The 18,132-nt window shown below is 41.1% G+C and carries 21 protein-coding genes and 1 pseudogene; 6 read left to right on the top strand and 16 right to left on the bottom strand.

Features of this window, described 5'->3' with window-relative positions; all coding sequences use genetic code 11:
* Window positions 1–8: 8 nt before the first annotated feature.
* The 4 genes from MK385_RS00415 to nrdR are packed head-to-tail and all read right to left on the bottom strand — an operon-like array spanning window position 9 to window position 3,253.
* Window positions 9–722: an NADPH-dependent oxidoreductase gene (locus tag MK385_RS00415; RefSeq protein WP_268724963.1), complete on the bottom strand. Its 714-nt coding sequence runs from the start codon at window positions 720–722 to the stop codon at window positions 9–11.
* Window positions 719–1,615 carry a primosomal protein DnaI gene (gene dnaI, locus MK385_RS00410; protein WP_000446484.1) on the bottom strand — a complete coding sequence of 299 codons (897 nt, stop codon included), beginning with the start codon at window positions 1,613–1,615 and terminating at the stop codon, window positions 719–721. Before dnaI ends, MK385_RS00415 begins: the two co-directional genes overlap by 4 nt.
* Window positions 1,616–2,779: a DnaD domain protein gene (locus MK385_RS00405; RefSeq protein WP_268724962.1), complete on the bottom strand. Its 1,164-nt coding sequence runs from the start codon at window positions 2,777–2,779 to the stop codon at window positions 1,616–1,618.
* Complete coding sequence (gene nrdR, locus MK385_RS00400) at window positions 2,780–3,253, bottom strand: transcriptional regulator NrdR (protein ID WP_001203678.1); 474 nt, start codon at window positions 3,251–3,253, stop codon at window positions 2,780–2,782.
* Between the two features lie 140 nt (window positions 3,254–3,393).
* Between nrdR and MK385_RS00395 the strand changes: the two genes are divergently transcribed.
* Genes MK385_RS00395 through MK385_RS00385 form a run of 3 tightly spaced genes read left to right on the top strand, consistent with a single transcriptional unit; the run spans window position 3,394 to window position 5,203 of the window.
* Window positions 3,394–3,759, top strand: a complete 366-nt coding sequence (locus tag MK385_RS00395) for a GntR family transcriptional regulator (RefSeq protein ID WP_000119117.1) — start codon at window positions 3,394–3,396, stop codon at window positions 3,757–3,759.
* Between the two features lie 4 nt (window positions 3,760–3,763).
* Window positions 3,764–4,459, top strand: coding sequence for an ABC transporter ATP-binding protein (locus MK385_RS00390; protein ID WP_268724961.1), 696 nt, complete (start codon window positions 3,764–3,766; stop codon window positions 4,457–4,459).
* A gap of 15 nt (window positions 4,460–4,474) precedes the next feature.
* The gene (locus MK385_RS00385) at window positions 4,475–5,203 is read left to right on the top strand and encodes a hypothetical protein (protein ID WP_268724960.1); all 729 of its coding nucleotides are present in this window, start codon (window positions 4,475–4,477) and stop codon (window positions 5,201–5,203) included.
* A gap of 31 nt (window positions 5,204–5,234) precedes the next feature.
* Here MK385_RS00385 and MK385_RS00380 read toward each other — a convergent pair whose 3' ends face one another.
* Window positions 5,235–5,930 carry an LrgB family protein gene (locus MK385_RS00380; RefSeq protein WP_033630102.1) on the bottom strand — a complete coding sequence of 232 codons (696 nt, stop codon included), beginning with the start codon at window positions 5,928–5,930 and terminating at the stop codon, window positions 5,235–5,237.
* Window positions 5,927–6,301: pseudogene (locus tag MK385_RS00375) on the bottom strand (CidA/LrgA family protein). The gene MK385_RS00380 and the pseudogene MK385_RS00375 overlap by 4 nt, the downstream one beginning before the upstream one ends.
* A gap of 195 nt (window positions 6,302–6,496) precedes the next feature.
* Between MK385_RS00375 and MK385_RS00370 the strand changes: the two are divergent.
* The 3 genes from MK385_RS00370 to trxA all read left to right on the top strand — a co-directional run bounded on the left by MK385_RS00370 (window position 6,497) and on the right by trxA (window position 7,526).
* The gene (locus tag MK385_RS00370; RefSeq protein WP_000221648.1) at window positions 6,497–6,877 is read left to right on the top strand and encodes a MarR family winged helix-turn-helix transcriptional regulator; all 381 of its coding nucleotides are present in this window, start codon (window positions 6,497–6,499) and stop codon (window positions 6,875–6,877) included.
* Between the two features lie 97 nt (window positions 6,878–6,974).
* On the top strand, window positions 6,975–7,196 hold the full coding sequence (locus tag MK385_RS00365) for a DUF4649 family protein (RefSeq protein WP_000570263.1): 222 nt from the start codon (window positions 6,975–6,977) through the stop codon (window positions 7,194–7,196).
* Window positions 7,197–7,211: 15 nt separating this feature from the next.
* Window positions 7,212–7,526 (top strand): thioredoxin, encoded by a 315-nt coding sequence (trxA, locus tag MK385_RS00360; RefSeq protein ID WP_033681473.1) that lies wholly within the window; start codon window positions 7,212–7,214, stop codon window positions 7,524–7,526.
* Window positions 7,527–7,621: 95 nt separating this feature from the next.
* Here trxA and MK385_RS00355 read toward each other — a convergent pair whose 3' ends face one another.
* From MK385_RS00355 to MK385_RS00310, 10 genes are all read right to left on the bottom strand, one after another.
* Complete coding sequence (locus MK385_RS00355) at window positions 7,622–8,290, bottom strand: MIP/aquaporin family protein (protein WP_268724959.1); 669 nt, start codon at window positions 8,288–8,290, stop codon at window positions 7,622–7,624.
* Between the two features lie 276 nt (window positions 8,291–8,566).
* Entirely contained in the window at window positions 8,567–11,191 is a 2,625-nt protein-coding gene (locus tag MK385_RS09790) for a hypothetical protein (protein WP_326845571.1), read from the bottom strand.
* Window positions 11,192–11,524: 333 nt separating this feature from the next.
* On the bottom strand, window positions 11,525–13,321 hold the full coding sequence (gene pepF / locus MK385_RS00345) for an oligoendopeptidase F (RefSeq protein WP_268724958.1): 1,797 nt from the start codon (window positions 13,319–13,321) through the stop codon (window positions 11,525–11,527).
* Between the two features lie 10 nt (window positions 13,322–13,331).
* Window positions 13,332–14,075, bottom strand: a complete 744-nt coding sequence (locus MK385_RS00340; protein ID WP_268724957.1) for a 16S rRNA (uracil(1498)-N(3))-methyltransferase — start codon at window positions 14,073–14,075, stop codon at window positions 13,332–13,334.
* A 1-nt stretch (window position 14,076) separates the two neighbouring features.
* Window positions 14,077–15,027 (bottom strand): 50S ribosomal protein L11 methyltransferase, encoded by a 951-nt coding sequence (gene prmA, locus MK385_RS00335; protein WP_326845574.1) that lies wholly within the window; start codon window positions 15,025–15,027, stop codon window positions 14,077–14,079.
* Window positions 15,028–15,164: 137 nt separating this feature from the next.
* Entirely contained in the window at window positions 15,165–15,638 is a 474-nt protein-coding gene (locus MK385_RS00330; RefSeq protein WP_268724955.1) for a GNAT family N-acetyltransferase, read from the bottom strand.
* A gap of 61 nt (window positions 15,639–15,699) precedes the next feature.
* Entirely contained in the window at window positions 15,700–16,068 is a 369-nt protein-coding gene (locus MK385_RS00325; RefSeq protein WP_268724954.1) for a hypothetical protein, read from the bottom strand.
* The gene (locus tag MK385_RS00320; RefSeq protein WP_070683802.1) at window positions 16,065–16,493 is read right to left on the bottom strand and encodes an NUDIX hydrolase; all 429 of its coding nucleotides are present in this window, start codon (window positions 16,491–16,493) and stop codon (window positions 16,065–16,067) included. Before MK385_RS00320 ends, MK385_RS00325 begins: the two co-directional genes overlap by 4 nt.
* Before the next feature lies 1 nt (window position 16,494).
* The gene (locus tag MK385_RS00315) at window positions 16,495–17,556 is read right to left on the bottom strand and encodes a site-2 protease family protein (protein ID WP_268724953.1); all 1,062 of its coding nucleotides are present in this window, start codon (window positions 17,554–17,556) and stop codon (window positions 16,495–16,497) included.
* Between the two features lie 18 nt (window positions 17,557–17,574).
* Window positions 17,575–18,045 carry a DUF3013 family protein gene (locus tag MK385_RS00310; protein WP_042902647.1) on the bottom strand — a complete coding sequence of 157 codons (471 nt, stop codon included), beginning with the start codon at window positions 18,043–18,045 and terminating at the stop codon, window positions 17,575–17,577.
* Window positions 18,046–18,132: the final 87 nt, after the last annotated feature.

The following is an 18,132-nucleotide window of genomic DNA, read 5'->3' as shown; positions in this document are numbered from 1 at the left end:
CTCACTTTCTACAATAACTTTTTCTGTTCTAGATTCTTCCGAGTTGAACTAGGTTCGACTTGACCAAACTGCTCTGCCAAACGTTGACTCCAAGAGGTTGTCGCACGCGCACCAGCATAGTCTGCCTGTACTTTGTCATAGTCCAAAATCGCCGCTACGGGCTGTTCTTGGTATTCTTCTTCAAATACCACTTGGTTCAAAGGCAGTCTTGGTTTGACATCATGTTGTTGATTTGGCACACCAAGGGCAATCCCAAAAACAGGGTAGGTATAGTCAGGCAGGTTAAAAAGCGCTGCCACTTCTTCTGACTTGTAACGGACTAAACCGATGATAACACCACCATATCCCAGACTCTCCGCTGTAAGCAAGGTATTTTGACCAGCAAGCGCAGCGTCTACAGACGTGATAAGGAGACCTTCCACCCCTTGAGGTTGGAAACTGTCCGTATGAAGGCTTGCTCCCTTTTCAGCTCGATTCAAGTCACCAACAAAAAGCAAAAAGGCTGCTGACTGGCGAATGGCTTCCTGGGGAACCAGTTCATAAAGAGCATCTTTCTTCTCTTGACTGCGCACAAGAATCACAGAGTAGGATTGGAAATTTTTCCAAGATGACGCCATTTGTCCAGCAGTCAAAATCTCGTCCAAGTCTGCCTGAGGAATTTCTTGCTCCTTAAAGCGACGAACTGAAGTATGAGCTTTCATCAGTTTAATGGTTTCTGTCATCGGCGATTTTCTCCTTCTAGTCTTGTCTCCTCTGCTAAATAACGGATTCGTTCCATGACCCGTCTAGCTTCCCAAGTCTCGTCATTTCCATTCTTTCCTTTGGCAAAATGTTTTTCCAAATCTTGGAAATTAAAGTTGGAAGTAAAGAAGGTCGGCAAATCTTCCTGCATACGATACTGGAGAATAACTTGGAGAATCTCATCACGCACCCAAGGTGTTGACTGCTCTGCACCAATATCATCCAAGACCAAGACTTCTGCTAACTTGATGTCATCCACCAAGGTCTTCACAGATCCTTCACCGATGGCATTTTTCACATCAATGACAAAGCTTGGATAGTGGAGAATCGTCGTTGATGCTCCACGTTTTTCAGATAGGTCGTGAGCTAAGGCTGCCATCATGAAACTCTTTCCAACACCAAAATCTCCGTAAAGATAGAGGCCTTTTCGGATACTTGGGTAAAGGTCAACAAAGGCATAGAGTCTCTCAAAAATCGGCAAGCGTCCTAGATCATCCAGGTCAATCTGAGCCAATTTCGCTTTCTTGAGACTGGCTGGTAGATTGATCAACTTGAGACGATTCTTAATTGCAGCCTCTTTTTCTGCTGCGATTAGTTCTGGTGTTTCTTCATAAGACACATCCGCATAGCCGTGATTCATAACCAAGATAGGCTTGTAGCCACGCGCTATATAGTCCGCATCCCCACGAAGAAACTTATCCCGTTCTGTGATATATTGGTTGAACTTGGAGATGCTACGATTCAACTCCTCTGGACTGAGGGATTCTTTCTGGATAAAAGCCGCTACATCGGGGTCCTTCATGATCTGCTGGACCAAGTCCTGATACTGAAAACGACTTGTCTGACGTTTGATTACATCACCAACGCTTTCCATCTAGTCTCCTCCTTCTTCTAATCGGGCTAACATTTCTTGTTTTTTACGTTCTAGTTCCAGACGAGTTTCCTCACTGGTTTGATTCTTGTATTCGGGATTGCTCCACTTGGGAACATTTGTCTTAGTCGAGCTAGTTTTCGATTTTTGGTCTTCTTGGCCTTTTTGCTGACGCTCTCGAATCCGAAGCACAGCTTCTTCTGCTGTACGAATTTTTTGATAAGAATAGTCATTGGCGACCTTCATGGCATATTTCTCATTGACATTTGCCGAATCAACCTTGTTAAAGGTTAGAAGCAAGATGATATTGATGACTTCATCCAACAAGCCTAAAGACGCCATCTGGTGAAGGAGTTCTCTTTCACTTTGGGTGATGTTCCCCTTACGCGTTTGCTTGATTTCCGCTAAAAATTGTAGGGGAGTTTTATTTTTGGCTTCCCTGATAATGGTCATTTCTTTGGGGCTAAAGTCAGAAGATGCTGGTTTTTGTGCTATCTTTTCACGCATGCGTTTGACTGAAATAACCTGAGCCACCGCTGTCGCCTTAGCTATTTGATAGGTTTCAAACCAGGTCCATTTTTTTTCGTCTGCGATGGCAAACAATTCCAAAACATCTGCCTGCTCGTCTTCAAAACGCAAGCCATCTCGAGCCATCAGGCGCTGGAAATGATCCAAGTCAAAATCATTTTTTAACTTGATTTTAGACTCGCTTGGTGTCACTTCTTCAGTCAGGGTTGGAAATACTTGGCTCAAAGAAACAGAGAGTGCTTCTCCCTCACTTGGAGCCTGCTTCAGGGAAGCAAGTGCAGTATCCCCAATTTTTCTCTCCAAGAGTCTGCTATAGACAGAATGAGTTAAAAAATCCTGACTAGGTAGGGGAGAATGAAGCTGCAATTCATAAGTTTCTCCCTTCTGATAAAGGGTCAACAAATCCAAAGCAGATAAGATTTTAAAAGACTGGAGGAGCGTATTCATCCCGAAGTTCAAATGATTAAGAATGTTGGCAAAAAGGTGTTCCTTTTGCCCACCATCCCAAAAGGTAATAGCATATAGATAGAGGCTCAGTGCCTCCTGACCGATAATCGGGAGGTAGCACTGCACCAGAGAAGAGGTATCTTGCGACACCCGATTATTCTTTAGAAAAGAAAAACGGTCATTTGGTTTCATCTATTTTTCCTTTTTCTTCTTAGAGGACTGGGTGATTTGCTGGAGCAGACTCTCCAACTCACTCACATCCTTAAAGCTACGGTAAACACTGGCAAAACGAACATAGGTAATCTCATCAAGCTCTGCCAATTCTTCCATGACTAAAGACCCAATATATTCACTTTGGATCTCATTCTCACTGCGACTACGGAGTTTTTGCTCGATACGATTGACCACCATGTTGATTTCATCACTTGACACAGGACGCTTCTGGGCTGAGCGGATAATCCCATTAAAGATTTTATCTCTCGAAAACTGCTCTCGCGTACCGTCTTTTTTGACGACAACCAGCGTTCTTTCTTCTACTCGTTCATAGGTTGTAAAACGATGCTGACACTCGTCGCACTCACGTCTTCGACGGATAGTATTTCCTTCTTCGGCTTGTCGACTATCAACAACACTAGACTTGGTAGCCCCACATTTTGGACAACGCATGCATTTCCCTCCTTGTCGTTTTCTTTTCATTATACCATTTTTTGAGCAATTCCCAAAACAATTCTTATTTTTACTTGACAAGTTTTTTGTTTTATTGTATTATTTAATTAGAACAATAAAGACAAAGAAAGGAGACTATGATGTCCTGGTCATTTGATAATACAAAACCGATTTATTTACAGATTATGGAAAAAATCAAATTACAGATTGTTTCCCATGAACTGGAACCCAACCAACAGCTCCCTACCGTGAGAGATTTGGCGAGCGAGGCTGGGGTCAATCCTAATACCATTCAGCGCGCCTTGTCTGACCTTGAACGTGAAGGATTTGTATACAGCAAGCGGACAACTGGTCGTTTTGTCACCGAGGATTTGGACCTCATCCTTCAGTCCCGCAAACAACTTTCCGAGGAGCAACTGCAACAATTCGTCTCTTGCATGCTTCAATTTGGCTACAAAAAAGAAGAACTGCCAAATGTATTAAGCGACTATATTAAAGGAGTTTAAGACTATGACACTACTAGCACTTGAAAATGTAACAAAATCATATGGAGCAACTGCGGCACTTGACAATATCTCACTAGAGATCTCAGCCGGAAAGATTGTCGGGCTCCTTGGACCAAACGGATCCGGAAAAACAACCTTGATCAAACTGATCAATGGCCTCCTTCAGCCAGATAAAGGACGTGTTCTCATTAACGGACAGGATCCAAGTCCTGCTACCAAGGCGATTGTCTCCTATCTTCCTGACACAACTTATCTCAATGAAGAGATGAAGGTTAAGGATGCTCTAACCTATTTTAAAACCTTCTATCAGGATTTTAATCTCGAAAGAGCCCAACACTTGTTAGCTGATCTTGGCATTGATGAGAACAACCGCCTCAAGAAACTATCAAAAGGGAACAAGGAAAAAGTTCAACTCATCCTGGTTATGAGCCGCGAAGCTCGTCTTTATGTCCTCGATGAACCGATCGGTGGAGTGGATCCAGCTGCCCGTGATTATATCCTCAATACCATCATCAACAACTACTCACCAACCTCTACGGTACTGATTTCAACCCACTTGATTTCAGATATTGAACCAATCTTGGATGAGATCATCTTCCTCAAAGACGGAAAAGTCGTCCGCCAAGGAAATGTTGATGATATTCGTTACGAGTCAGGTGAATCAATTGACCAGCTCTTCCGCCAGGAATTTAAAGCCTAAGCAAAGGAGATTATTATGTTTTGGAATCTAGTTCGTTATGAATTTAAAAATGTCAATAAATGGTATCTGGCACTCTACGGTGCTGTACTTGCAATTTCAGTTTTGATTGGAGCTTTTATTAGCAGTCTTAGCCAGAGTTACAATCCTAACAATGCTGCTTATTTCATCTTCTTTTTAGTACTAGTCTTTGGAGGACTCAGCGTCACTCTTTGGATTGCAACAATCTTTTTAATCATCCGAAGATTCAAGGGGAGTGTTTATGACCGCCAAGGGTACTTGACCTTGACCTTGCCTGTCTCCGAGCACCAAATCATCACCGCAAAACTTTTAGGTGGTCTTGTCTGGTCCATCTTAGGCTATATCGTCTTTATCTTGAGTATATTGATTATCATCTTCTTAACACCAATTGAAAAAGACTTCACTGCCCTCTACAACTTCATTTCCCCTTATCTCAGCTACGGCTGGCTGTATGCCCTATCACTGTTTGTCGGGTCAATCGCATGGATTTTGTCCATTTACCTCTCCATTTCTATCGGGCAACTCTTTAATGAGTATCGAACAGCAATGGGAATTTTAGCCTATATCGTTATTTCCATCGTTATTGGTTATATCACTTTCTTCTTAAGAGTTGACAATGACTATAACGCGATGGCTGGTACAGAAATCTTGCGCGATCTCTTTTTATCAGCTATCTACTATCTCGGTACCTACTACATTTTGAAAAACAAGGTTAACTTGCAATAAAAAATGCCCAGCTAGAAAGCTGGGTTTTTCTTTAACTCAATATCAAACTGGCTACGATGGGACTGACAAAAACATAAAGAATTCCAGTGACACCGATAGCCAAGCCACCCATGGCTCCTGCTACAGAACCGTATCGAAAGGCTGTTCCCGTTCCGACTGCGTGACCTGTTCCTCCAAGGGAAAGGCCTACAGCCACTGGATCATCAATTTTCAACCACTTCAAAAGAGTTGGTCCAATCACACTGGTCAAAATCCCAGTCGCTACTACGACGACCAAGGTCACAGTCGTTAAACCTTGCAATTTTTCTGTGATTCCCACTGCCATGGCGGTTGTCACTGACTTGGGAAAGAGAGAAATGGCTAGGAAAAAGTCCATGCCAAATATTTTCGCTACTATGGCAGTGAAGCTAGTATTGACAACTACTGCTAACAGACTACCAAAGAGAATACTCCTAGCATGGTGCTTCATCAAGTGAAAACTCTTATAAAGCGGAATCCCTAGAGCCACGGTCGATGGGACAATCAAGTTGTTCAAATAAACCCCACCTTGGTAGTAATCTTGATAAGAAATACCTGTCGCCTTAAGGAAAATAATGATAAAAATAGCTGACAAAAGCAAAGGCGTCGTTAAAGGATGGGGAAAACGTCTGTAAATCAGCATTCCTACTAGATAGGCTAGGATAGACAGAGCAAGCCCAAACAGAGGATTGGATACAAATTCGCTCATTTGGCATCTCCTTTCTCATAATCACCCTCAAACCGTCTCTTGATAAACTGAACCACTAGGGCTATGAGGATAATGTTGATGACAGCCGCAAAAAAGACAATCAAGACGATGGGCAAGAGATAAGGGGCAATCACATCAAACTTTTCCATGATTCCCACTGCTGGCGGCAAAAAGAGAATGGTCATATTGGCCAGCAAGAAATTTCCGACCATGTTGACATGCCTGGTCCTTAGCCACTTGAACTATAAGGCTAGAAAGAGAATAATCAAACCGATAATACTGCCTGGGATGGGCAGATGAAAGAAACTGGAAATTCCCTCTCCGATTAGAGAAATCACAAAGAGAATCATTAATTGAACATATAATTTCATCCTAAACTCCACGAAATAGACTTCTTGCATACCAGTTTACTCTTTTTTCAGAAAATTTCAAGGAAATATCGCAATTCTTCTCTCTTGCAAGGATTAGTTAAAAGTAGTATAATCATTGCATGCGCAATCATCTTGTGTTGTAGAGACAGTCAGTAATGACTTTGTGATTTTACTTTGAAAAGAAAGGAGAAAGCAATGACCTATTTAGAAAAGTGGTTTGACTACAACCGCCGTCAAAAGGAAATGGAAGCCTTGTTGGAAGAAACTATTGCCCAGCAGAGTGAACAAAGGTTGACCTTGAAAGAGTTTTACCTGCTCTACTATCTGGACCTCGCTAATGAAAAATCCTTACGGCAGATTGATTTACCTGATAAACTCCATCTCAGTCCAAGCGCAGTTTCTCGAATGGTGGCTCGACTAGAAGAGAAAAACTGTGGTTTGCTTAGTCGCCGGTGTTGCGATCAGGATAGACGGGCTAGCTTTATCTGCCTGACTGACGAGGGACAGACAACTCTAGCTTACCTGCAAAAGGCTGTCGAAGAAAGGCTGGAGACAAGTCTTGATTTCATTTCATAATCAGATTTTCTAAAAAAGTTGCGTGCGCAATCATTTTTCTTGACATTCCTCTTTTCAAGGAGTACAATAAAGTCAAGATCGAACAAAGGAGTTTTATATGATCGAAATTACTTATCTAGACGCCAGCAAGCAAGAGAGAACCATGACTTTCGAGTCTTACCAAGACTTTGAACGTTCTCAACATGCCTGCCTCATCGGCGTTGCTGATTACTATACTGTCCAAAAATTAACCTACAATGGTCATGATTTGGACTACCATGGGACTTATGGAGATGTCTTCTTCTATCTCATGAAACAAGATTTAAGCCAATATAACTAAAAAAGGAGAAATACAATGGCAAAAGCAATTACAGATGCAACATTTGAACAAGAAACAAAAGACGGTTTGGTCTTGGTAGACTTCTGGGCAACTTGGTGTGGTCCATGTCGTATGCAAGGTCCAATCTTGGACAAATTGTCTGAAGAACTTTCAGAAGATGTCTTGAAAATCGTTAAAATGGACGTTGATGAAAATCCAAACACAGCTCGTGCTTTTGGAATCATGTCTATCCCAACTCTTCTCTTCAAAAAAGACGGCCAAGTGGTGAAACAAGTTGCAGGTGTTCATACTGCAGAACAAATCAAGACCATCGTTGCTGAATTGAGCTAATCACGAAACACTCCCATTCCAAAAGGGAGTGCTTTTTTGTTTGCATAGAAAAAGCCCTGTTCCTCAAACTGAGAACAGGACTCTTTTTTCGTTTCTTATTCTTCTGTTCCAAGGCAGTTTTTCGCAACAAGAGCTGCAAGAACACCACCAACGATTGGAGCAAGGATGAAAATCCAAACTTGTTCAAGAGCTGCGCCACCAACCAAGACAGCTGGAGCCAAACTACGAGCTGGGTTTACTGAAAGGCCAGTGATGTTCAAGCCAGCTAGAATCAAAGCTGTCAATGACAAGCCGATTACCAAACCAGCGATTGCGCCATTGCCCTTGCTTGCTGATGTTACAGTCATGATAACTAGGACAAACAAGAAAGTTGCGATGACTTCAAATAAGAATCCACCAAAGACAGTGACACCGTTAGCCAAGGCATTTTCACCAAGACTTGCAGTTGACATACCTGAGTTAGACAAGAGGAAGAATACTGCAGCTGACGCAAGGAAAGCTCCAACTACTTGTCCAAGGATGTAGTTTACAAGCTCTGAAGATGACAAACGTTTGTTTACAAACATAGCGATCGAAACAGCTGGGTTCAAGTGAGCACCTGAAACAGTTCCGATTGAGAAAGCTGCAACTACGATCGCCAAACCAAAGGCAAAAGCAATTCCAAGGTGTCCAAGGCCATCAAGACCATTTCCAAAAACAACAGCTCCTGTTCCGATGAACACAAGCATAAATGTACCGATTAATTCAGCAACAAATTTTTTCATGATAAGTCTCCTTTTTTCAAACTATGTATTAGTCTATCAAAAGAAGGAAAGGGTTTCAAGAAATGTGCTTAAAAAATATGATTGAAAAATTAATTTCAATTTTTCCTTAAATTGTGAACTATTCGACCTATACATTCTAAAAAGGTGTTGACTATTATTCTTGTTTTAAAATTGTTCTCAAAATCTGTTATAGTTGGTAACCTATATTCATGTGTAATTCTTTACAAATACCTTAAATAATATATACTAAGTAACATTATATAGCTTTTTATTTGTCTATCTGATCCATTCCCCGTTATAATTCACTTTATAACCATCTGGTGTAGTTGTACTGATTGCTAAGGCACCTGAACCATATGCATAGTACCATTTCCCTGAGACACTAAACCAACCTGTTTGCATTGCTCCCGAAGAATTGAGGTAATACCATAATCCACCTGTTTTTACCCAGCCTGTTTTCATTGCACCTGAAGAATTAAGATAATACCATGAACCGCCTGTTTTTACCCAGCCTGTTTGCATCCATCCTGAACTGTCAAAATAATACCATGTACTGTCGATTAGTTCCCAACCATTAGTTGTATAAGAACCATTGTTGTGTCTGTACCACCAACGACCAGAGGATTGAATCCAACTTCCTTTCGAAGCCGCTTTTTGTTTTAACAATAAATATTGTTTATATGCTTCAGATACTTTCGTGTATTCTTTCTTAACAGCATCTTTTTTAGCTTTTGCATTTTTTAGTTTAATATTTGCATTTTCAAGTGCTTTTTTAGATTCTTCAACCTTTTGTTTAGCTCTAATCAATTGTTTTTTAGCATCGTCGAGTTTTCTTGGAGCATTTTTGAGGTCAATGACACCTTGTTGCGCCTTTGTCAAATCCTTTTTAGCATTAGCTAATGACTGTTCCGCATTCTTACTAGCATGAGATTTATCATTCTTGATTGCTTTCAATCGATTTAATTGAGATTCTTGCTTCGAAAGTTCAGATTTTGCAGCATTTAGCAGAGTTTGTTGTTTACTCAACTCAGATTTAGCAAATTTTAAAACGTTTAACTTAGATTGATTTTGTTTTGTTAAATCTGCAAGACGCTTTTTATTTTTGTCTAGTTCTTTTTGATCTTTATCTAAAGTCGTTTTAGCAATGGTAAGGTTATTGTTTAGAGACGATAGTTTTTCATTTGCCACAGTCTCTTCATTTCTTTGTTTTCTGTTAAAATTATCCAGAGCCTCTTTAGCTTTAGTATAAACTGGATTTTTAGGATGTGTGATTTCATTCCAAACATAACGGAAGGTTATTTTAGGTAAGAATTTTACTCGTTTCCCATTAAAGTAAAATTCGCTATAATCTGGATTACTATCTTTATTTTCTGCTCTTGCTAGAGAATATGAATCGCTTGGATCATAATAATATGTCTCACCATTATAAACATAACTTCTTCTTTCAGATGGACTAATCACAGAAGGTAGGGTACTATAAACATCTTTATTTTCACTAATAAATGTTAATACTCCATAATTTCCATAGCTTGTTTTTTCGCTAGAGGATGCTCCGACAGCCATCCCTGTCCCAGAAGCTGCTAGCAATGGAATTCTATGACCATAGTTAAATGTATTTGCTTCTTTCGGAGTTGATGAGCCATATAACGAGGCATTACTATAATCATTAAAGTAAGATAGAACCTCTTTATAAGCAAGTTCTTTTTCACTTAATACACTCTTTTCTGGAACCGAACCAGCTGTTGCATTTTCAGTCGCATCCTTAAAACCAAAATCTTGATTTTTTAATTTTGTATCGTGTGACAATTCATTTTTTGCCACCATTTCATCCGCTCTTGCTTTTCCATATCTCAAAGCCTTGTCAGTCACAGCTGGCACTGGAATATCAATACCATTGATTCTACGCAATTCAATTAAGTATTTACGAACTTCTTCAGAAACTTTTTTATAATCGACCACATGAGGAACGTTGACATAATCTTTAGATGAGACAACGATAGTTTCTGTTCTTTCTCCGCTAAAATTCACATCTTCGTTCGCAGCAACATAAAGGGTCTTTCCATCTCTTCCTACAAAAGTTTTTTCCTTAAGTGGAGGAGTCTTGGAATCACTCTCGCTAACAGAATTTGATTGAATCTCGTGAGGAACCGTAACTGTTAAAAACTCATTCCCAGCTGATTTTAAATTCTTTTCAAGAGTAGAACGGTTCTTATTTCCTCTTTCTACAAGTGCTTTTCTTTCTTGTTGTGCTTTTGAGAACTCACTAGTTAAAGAACTCACTTTAGCTTGGTCAGCTTTCACCTTCGCATCCAATTTCCCAGCAGTTTGTTGGACCTCACGTAATGTATTCCAATCAAAAGCTTTCTCTGCTACCCTTACTTTGTCTTGTGCCTTTTTTACATCTACTGCTCTTTGATCAACCTGAGTTTTTGCCTTATTAACAACTGTTTGTTGGTTCTCGACACTTGTCTGAGCTTGTTTCTCACCTTGTTTTACTCCAGCCAAATTTTCTTCGGCTTTCTTGACAGTTACTTGTTTTGCGGCAAGATCCTTTTCTGCATTTTTAATTTTCTCAGGTGTAGCTTGCTTAGCAAATTCTTGAGCTTGTTTCAAAGCGTCATCTGCTTTGTTCTTATTTGTTACAGCAGATGCATACTCTTGTTGCGTTTTATCAACAATCTTCTGAGCATTCTTTTCTTCCTCAATTGTTTGATTCAGTTTTACTTCTGCATTTTTTACATCTGATTCTGAAACTTCAACATCCTTTTTGGTCTCTGATTGACTGACAGTAGTTTTATTCGATTGTTTATTTGTAACCTCATCTGCTTGGACATGACCATTAAAAGCAGTTACTATTGCAGTTGCAACTCCCAAACCAATCAGCACTTGTTCCTTTTTCATTAATCTAACCTTTCTTTTTAAGCGTTTACATTTTATATTTTATCATATATTTCTATATTTTTAAAGAATTACGATATTCTTAGAAATTGTTTATAAATCTATACCTTGCATCTATAATTACATAAAACAACTTAACTATAAATTGTAATATATAGTTCCTCATCAATTTCTTAACTAAATTCAATCATATAGAAAATAAAAAGGATGATTAGTAATACCGATTCCGTTATTAATTCTGCTTTGCAATTACGACCCTCAACACTTTTCTTGACAATCACTACAAATAAAGCAAAAGTCCCATTAGCATCATTCTAGAACGACCTCTCTATTCCCTTACTCTCCCAACTCCGCACTATAGGCAATAATCTGGTCAACTGTGTCTGACAAGAACTGGATGGTATCACGGAGTGGTTTGTCTGTTGAGATATCCGCTCCGATAATCATGGCTGACTCAAGCGGTGTCTTGCTACCACCTGATTTAAGAAGATTGAGCCAATCTTCAGCTCCAGTTTCTGAATGTTTCAGATGGAGGTAACCCGCAGTCGAGATAACAAGTCCAGCTGAGTAAGTATAACTATACAAGCCCATGTAGTAGTGAGCTTGGCGCATCCAAGTCAGTGCCGCATCGTCATCAATTTCAATAGCATCTCCCCAGAAATCTGTCAAAACTTCCTTCATAATGCTGTTGAGCTTGCTTGCTCCAAAGGTTTCCCCTTCTTCAATCAATGTATATACCTTACGCTGGAAGGCTGCTTCCAAGAGGTGGGTGATGAAATTATGGAAGTAGGTATCTGTTAAGCGGTGGGCAAGAGCGAAGCGTTTTTGACGTGGGTCATCAGACTGGTGCTCCAAGTAGTCACTGAGAAGCAATTCATTGAAGGTTGATGGCGCTTCAACGTAGTAGGTCGACATGTGGGCATTGACGTAACTTTGGTGATTATCTGAAAAGATAAATTGACCAGAATGCCCAATTTCATGAATCAAGGTATAGACATCACTCAAACGACCAGTCCAGCTCATGAGGACATAAGGGTGCACGCGATATGGATCCGCCGCATAACCACCAGAATCCTTGCCACTATTAGCAGCAAAGTCCACCCATCGTTCCTCTTGATAACGAGCAACTTCCTGACAATATTCTTGTCCCAAAGGTTCTACTGACTTCATGACCAAATCATAGGCGTCATCAATAGTCACTTCAGGATTAAGAGCGCTATCCAAGTCCAATTTCCAGTCTGCAAAGGTCATCTTTTCAAGACCATTGACCTTGGCAACATGCTTGAGGTATCTCTGAGCAACTGGCGCAAAATCCTTCATGATGAGGTCAATCTGACGGTCAAACATGGAACGGTCCACTTCTTGCTCAGCCAGAAGATAATCAAAGACTGAGTCGTAGCCCTTCATATCGGCCAAGAGTTTTTCCGACTTAACTTGGGCTAAATAGGCTGCCGCAGCTGTATTTTGGTGCTTACGAAGTCCCTCTGAGAAGGAGCGGAAAGATTTCTCACGAACCTCAGCGTCCTCGTGGTTTTGGTAGAAATTTTCATAGGTCACAAAGCTGTTTTTGTAGGTTTTGCCATGGGCTTCAAAGTCAGCCATTTCAAAGTCCCCAGCTCGCATCTTGGTGTAAATATCCTGTGGGCTGTAGAAAACTTCACCCAGATTTGTCAAGGCCTTCTCCACATCAGCCCCTAGGTAGTGGGCTTTTTTGATTTTGGCCTGACGAATGGCTGCCGTTAAGTGGGGCAGTTCACCCAAACGGTCCAAGACTTCCTCGTCTGCTGCCACCAAGGCGTCGTCAAAGAAGGTCAAGGCTACGCTGGCGTCTGTTTCAAATTCCATCCCAGCTTGGGCAATATTGGCAAAATCTTCATTGCTATAGTCTGTCGTCTGAGGCATAAAGGCATAATTGCCAATATGGCTCATCTGGATATAGATTTGTTCCAATTCCGCAAAGGCCTTTTCAAAATCCTCAAAAGTGTGAAGATTACCCTTGTAGTCACGGCTAAAGTGGTTGATATCTTCGCGCGCTTTCTCGATTGCACGCAAGAAATCCTCACGGTCTTGGTATAGGGCTGTTAAATCCCAAAGTTCCTTCTCTGGAAATTCTGAACGGTGTTTTTGTTCCATTTTCTTCCTCTTATTTCTCTAATTCTAATAAAACACTAAGGGCTGATAAGGCATAAAGCGGGGCTGTTTCTGCTCGCAAGATGCGAGGTCCTAGGCCTGCCAAGACGGCTCCTTTAGTTTCAAAACTTTCGATTTCTGCTGGTGACAGACCGCCTTCCGGACCAAAGATAAAGAGCAATTTGGCTCCTTTTTTAAGACCAGTGATTGCTTGTAAGAGAGCAGCGGCTTCTCCTTCTTTAGCTGACTCTTCATAGGCTACTACGATAGAGTCAAACTGGTCCAGCTGAGCTAGAAAATCTGCTTTTTTCTCGAAAAGCTGAATACTTGGGACCAGATTTCGCTTGCTTTGCTCTGCTGCTCCAAGGGCGATTTTTTCTAGTTTTTCAACTTTTTTACCCAATTTCTTGCCGTCCCACTTGGCGACTGACCAATCGGCAGGAAAGGCCCAGATTTGATTAGCTCCTAGTTCTGTTACTTTCTGAGTAATAAACTCCAGCTTGTCTCCCTTGGGAAAACCAGATGCGATGGTTACTTGGATTGGCAGTTCTACATTGTCAGCTAACTCTTCAACCAACTCAAACTGACGATTTTCCACATCTAGCACGCGCGCCAAGCGCTTAATGCCATCATCAAAGACCAAGGTAACCTCATCATCTTCTTTCAGCCGCATGACCTGAAACATGTGCTTGCTGGTTTCCTTTTCCTCGATAGTGACAGGAGAGATTGCACTGCCTTTGACAAAATACTGCTGCATGCTAGCCTCCAATCACACCAGAGATATCTTTGGTTTTCTTGAAGACACAGGCATTCCACTCCCCTTGGATCATGTGGGTTTCAAGGAAGAAACCAGCTGACTCAGCTGACTCACGTACCATGTTCCACTTGTCCTTGATAATGCCACTCATGATGAGATAGCCTTCATCCTTGACCAAGCGATAAGCATCATCCGTCAGATGAATGAGAATATCCGCTAAGATATTAGCCACAATCACGTCTGCCTCAATCTCAACCCCCTTAAGCAAATCTCCAGCAGCAACATGGATATTTTCCATGCCAGGGTTGAGCTCAATATTTTCCTGAGCCACACGAACAGCCACGTCATCCAGGTCATAGGCGAAAATTTCCTTAGCACCAAGAAGCGAGCTGGCAATAGAAAGGACACCTGAACCAGTTCCCACATCTAGCACCGTTTCGCCACCACGAAGAACCTGCTCCAAAGCAAAAAGGCTCATCTTAGTGGTTGGATGCGTTCCTGTCCCGAAGGCCATACCAGGATCCAACTTGATAATCTTTTCTCCCACAGTCGCCTCATAGTCCGTCCAGGACGGCACAATGGTCAAATCATGAGTAATGCGGGCGGGCTCATAGTATTTCTTCCAGTTGTCAGCCCAGTCTTCCTCAGCCAAGTCAGTCGTGCCAACCTTGACCTCTCCCAAATCCATAAAATCCGTCAATTCTGCTAGACGAGCCTGCAAATCAGCTTCAACCACTGCCACATCAACCGTATCAGGGTAGTAGGCGGTCACTACAATTTCTTCTTGTTGCTCAACCTCTGGGAAAATCTCGCCAAAGCGGTCCACATTTCCCACATAGTCCATGCTGTCTTCAATCGCAACACCTTGCGCTCCCAGCTCAATCAAGAGATTAGAGACCAGCTCCTCCCCCTCACGCTTAACCGTTACTTTTAACTCTTGCCATGTTTCCATCATTAAGATACCAAGCCCGTAAAACACAAAGTCAAAATAGGAAACTCTCTGAAGACGCTTGTGTCTAAGATAAGTTTATCTTTTTGGCACAGTGTTTAGGGCGGGTTCAGTTTAGAAATGTAACCGAACCTTCCTTTCTATTTGTCAATCAATTTTTTCATGTAAACCATATCCATACCTTCTTTTTCAGGCTCGATATGGGTTTGACGGTAGCCATTTTTCTCATAAAAGGCGACCATGCCCGCATCCTGTAATACCGTACACAAATCCCACTGTTTAATCGTTGAAAATTCCTTTTCCAGTAATCTCAATCCCTCAGAACCATAACCTTTTCCTTGATACTGGGGCAAAATCGCTGCCGTTCCCAACCAAGCCTCCGTCAATTCCTCATTGGTCTGAACTCGTAAAAATCCGATATTTTCGTCCTTTTCTTTCACAAAGTAGTAATAGCTATTGGGACGCTCAACCAATTTCCACTTGATTCGTTCACGATCCTCTAGATAGGGATCATACTCATCTTGGTATTTCTCATAGACCGCCTTAAAGCTAGCCCTTTGAATTGCAATTACGGTTTCTAAATCCTCTGCTCCTGCTCGGACAATCTGAATCATACTACTACCCCCAAATACACACTCTCTCAACTAGTACTTCTATACTCTTCCACACGCTGTTTTACTGACCCTTAAATTCTTCAATCACATCTGTGTAGTGTTCTTTCATTGCGCTATGAATCTGCTGTTTAAAAATACCAAACGTAAGATAATAAACAAATAGAACAATTCCTGCTAACAGTATCAAAAATAAAAAATATACTGAAAGGGGCAGTACGAGACCTCTACCACTCAGTAAGGGTATAGCAAGCATTAATACCCAAATAACAGCCATAGAAATCCCAGCTACTTTCGTACCACTTTCTCTCTGCTTCTTTAACTTTAAATATTCCAAATAGATGAATGTAGCTTCTTCTCTAGAATATTGTCCAGTTTTTAGTTTGCGTTTAACTTCCTTATTTAGTGTCGTTGTTGCAATTGCAAAAATCATTTTATTTCCTCCAAATAATCCCTCACTCTATCCTGCAACTGGGGTACAACCCTATCTGAGCCAAGAAACTCGTCAATGCCCATCAGTTTGTAGCCCTGCCCTTCATCACCAAAGACAATCTTGTCAAACTGTTCCTGATCCAATTTTCCAACTAGAAAGACGGATTCCTTCCCCTCAAAAAGCATACTTGGGTACACCTTACTCCAAAGCAGGCAATCCTCAGTCAGATGAATTCCTAATTCTTCGTAAACTTCACGCGCCGCGCACTCAAAAGGACTTTCATCGCCCTCTCGTCCGCCACCTGGCAATTCCCACATATTGGGCCAAGGAATGCTTGCCTTATCATCACGCAAGATAGTTAAAATCCTATCCTCACAAAAGAGGGCAATTTTGCAACCTGTAAAATCAGAAATTTTTATTTCCATATCAGACTCCTTCGGATAATTCTTTCTCCAACTCTGCTAACCAGTTTTCATAATAACGTTTCTCATCCCGCACCAAACGGCTGGTCACCATGTTTTGTCTAGCAATTTTTATAGCCTTGTCAGTCTGATTCATATCTTTCTTTACCAGAAATTGATACAAGGCTTGCATTATCTGCGTGTCTGCCATTTTTAGAGATAAGAAGGACTTGACTCCTCGATTACTTGCATATTCCTCTGCTTTCTCATGATCCCTTTCAAGCAAGGCAATTTGGAGAAGGTATAATTGGGAAAGAGTTTGAGACATCGGATTGTCTGTTTTATCTAATAAAGACTGAAAGTGTTTTTTGGCAGTCTCTATCTGACCATCGAATATGAAAACTAGTCCCTGGAAAATCTGAATGCTTTCTGCAAAACTCCCTCTTGCATCCTCATCAACAGGCATGATAAAGTCTTTCAAATCATACTCTTGAGGAGCTAGCAAGGTCTGGGCAGAATGCCTCAACACCGAGTAGGCGTATTTCGTATTTTCAGGTTGCTGTAGCAATTCCCAGATTTTCGCTCCATCGGTAATCCCAACTGGCTTTGCATTGATGAGAAGAAAAGATAGATTTAGACAAACCCAAGTAGCTGCAAAATACCAGTTAGCTGTCAAAATTCCATACAATAGCGCCAATAAAATCAAGCCAAGATGAACCATCAAGCCTCCTGCAAGCATCAGGATGACTCTTTGGTCGCTTTCATCTTCTTTCAATCCAATATACTGAGCACCAACATTTTTCAGAACGGCTGTTCGACTCAGATGAAACCTGCCTGACTTTTTGGTCAAAAGAAAGTTTCCTAATCCAAAAGCCACCAGTCGATAGCCTGTCAGATAACCACAAAATGCGTGCCCCAGCTCATGAAGAATAAAGATCAGATAAATGCTGAAAAAAGTAAATAGGTAGCCTGGAATAAAGACTAAAGAAAAATCTAACTCTTTAAAGGCAATCGTCCCAAAAACAAATCCCAGCATTAAAAAAACAATGGACAGACCGGAAATACAAGACAAGACTATTTTCTTCATATACTTCCTCGCTAGTTCCTAATATCTCGGATAAGGATAAAACTCTCCTTCTTCCAAGCCGACTTTTCCCTCTTCAAAGACTTCTTGGTTCCATTCCATGACAAACTCCTCTGCTTCTGGGTCTTCCAAAAAGTCCATGAGCGCATCCAGCCCAACCTCGGCAGTATCTTTGAGGAAAAGGGCAAAATAAGCTAAAAACTCACGAGAAAATCCTTTTTTAGGTAGATAAGGAATGACCGTTAAATAGTCTTCTGCATTAACCGTTGACTTAGCAGGATTGTAGAAAAGAACCGCTTCCTCAAAGAGGATATCGTCTGACGAAACTTCTCCGTCCTCATCCAGCATCTCCACACCTGCAGCGTTTTGTGCTTCCAATAGAAAACTCACTTCAACCGCGTGATTGCGCTTGTCCCAACTAATCTCATAATCAAAAGGAAAGTTCTTGTCCAACTCCTCCTCTAAAACATCTAAAAATCCGTATGTTGCCATTTTGTCCTCTTTCTATGCGACTCTTTAATCGCCCCGATTGCTCGGAAATATGCTAAAATAGATACTACCATCTTACCACATATACAT

The organism is Streptococcus oralis (genome assembly GCF_026782125.1).
Classification (GTDB): Bacteria; Bacillota; Bacilli; order Lactobacillales; family Streptococcaceae; genus Streptococcus; species Streptococcus oralis_CE.
Note: the sequence above shows the minus strand (reverse complement) of the source record. Positions and strands in the feature narration are given on the sequence as shown.

Excerpts from the sequence above, each read along its gene's own strand:
- MK385_RS00415 (WP_268724963.1), bottom strand. The coding sequence starts at position 722 with ATGACAGAAACCATTAAACTGATGAAAGCTCATACTTCAGTTCGTCGC.
- dnaI (WP_000446484.1), bottom strand. The coding sequence starts at position 1,615 with ATGGAAAGCGTTGGTGATGTAATCAAACGTCAGACAAGTCGTTTTCAG.
- MK385_RS00405 (WP_268724962.1), bottom strand. The coding sequence starts at position 2,779 with ATGAAACCAAATGACCGTTTTTCTTTTCTAAAGAATAATCGGGTGTCG.
- nrdR (WP_001203678.1), bottom strand. The coding sequence starts at position 3,253 with ATGCGTTGTCCAAAATGTGGGGCTACCAAGTCTAGTGTTGTTGATAGT.
- MK385_RS00395 (WP_000119117.1), top strand. The coding sequence starts at position 3,394 with ATGTCCTGGTCATTTGATAATACAAAACCGATTTATTTACAGATTATG.
- MK385_RS00390 (WP_268724961.1), top strand. The coding sequence starts at position 3,764 with ATGACACTACTAGCACTTGAAAATGTAACAAAATCATATGGAGCAACT.
- MK385_RS00385 (WP_268724960.1), top strand. The coding sequence starts at position 4,475 with ATGTTTTGGAATCTAGTTCGTTATGAATTTAAAAATGTCAATAAATGG.
- MK385_RS00380 (WP_033630102.1), bottom strand. The coding sequence starts at position 5,930 with ATGAGCGAATTTGTATCCAATCCTCTGTTTGGGCTTGCTCTGTCTATC.
- MK385_RS00370 (WP_000221648.1), top strand. The coding sequence starts at position 6,497 with ATGACCTATTTAGAAAAGTGGTTTGACTACAACCGCCGTCAAAAGGAA.
- MK385_RS00365 (WP_000570263.1), top strand. The coding sequence starts at position 6,975 with ATGATCGAAATTACTTATCTAGACGCCAGCAAGCAAGAGAGAACCATG.
- trxA (WP_033681473.1), top strand. The coding sequence starts at position 7,212 with ATGGCAAAAGCAATTACAGATGCAACATTTGAACAAGAAACAAAAGAC.
- MK385_RS00355 (WP_268724959.1), bottom strand. The coding sequence starts at position 8,290 with ATGAAAAAATTTGTTGCTGAATTAATCGGTACATTTATGCTTGTGTTC.
- MK385_RS09790 (WP_326845571.1), bottom strand. The coding sequence starts at position 11,191 with ATGAAAAAGGAACAAGTGCTGATTGGTTTGGGAGTTGCAACTGCAATA.
- pepF (WP_268724958.1), bottom strand. The coding sequence starts at position 13,321 with ATGGAACAAAAACACCGTTCAGAATTTCCAGAGAAGGAACTTTGGGAT.
- MK385_RS00340 (WP_268724957.1), bottom strand. The coding sequence starts at position 14,075 with ATGCAGCAGTATTTTGTCAAAGGCAGTGCAATCTCTCCTGTCACTATC.
- prmA (WP_326845574.1), bottom strand. The coding sequence starts at position 15,027 with ATGGAAACATGGCAAGAGTTAAAAGTAACGGTTAAGCGTGAGGGGGAG.
- MK385_RS00330 (WP_268724955.1), bottom strand. The coding sequence starts at position 15,638 with ATGATTCAGATTGTCCGAGCAGGAGCAGAGGATTTAGAAACCGTAATT.
- MK385_RS00325 (WP_268724954.1), bottom strand. The coding sequence starts at position 16,068 with ATGATTTTTGCAATTGCAACAACGACACTAAATAAGGAAGTTAAACGC.
- MK385_RS00320 (WP_070683802.1), bottom strand. The coding sequence starts at position 16,493 with ATGGAAATAAAAATTTCTGATTTTACAGGTTGCAAAATTGCCCTCTTT.
- MK385_RS00315 (WP_268724953.1), bottom strand. The coding sequence starts at position 17,556 with ATGAAGAAAATAGTCTTGTCTTGTATTTCCGGTCTGTCCATTGTTTTT.
- MK385_RS00310 (WP_042902647.1), bottom strand. The coding sequence starts at position 18,045 with ATGGCAACATACGGATTTTTAGATGTTTTAGAGGAGGAGTTGGACAAG.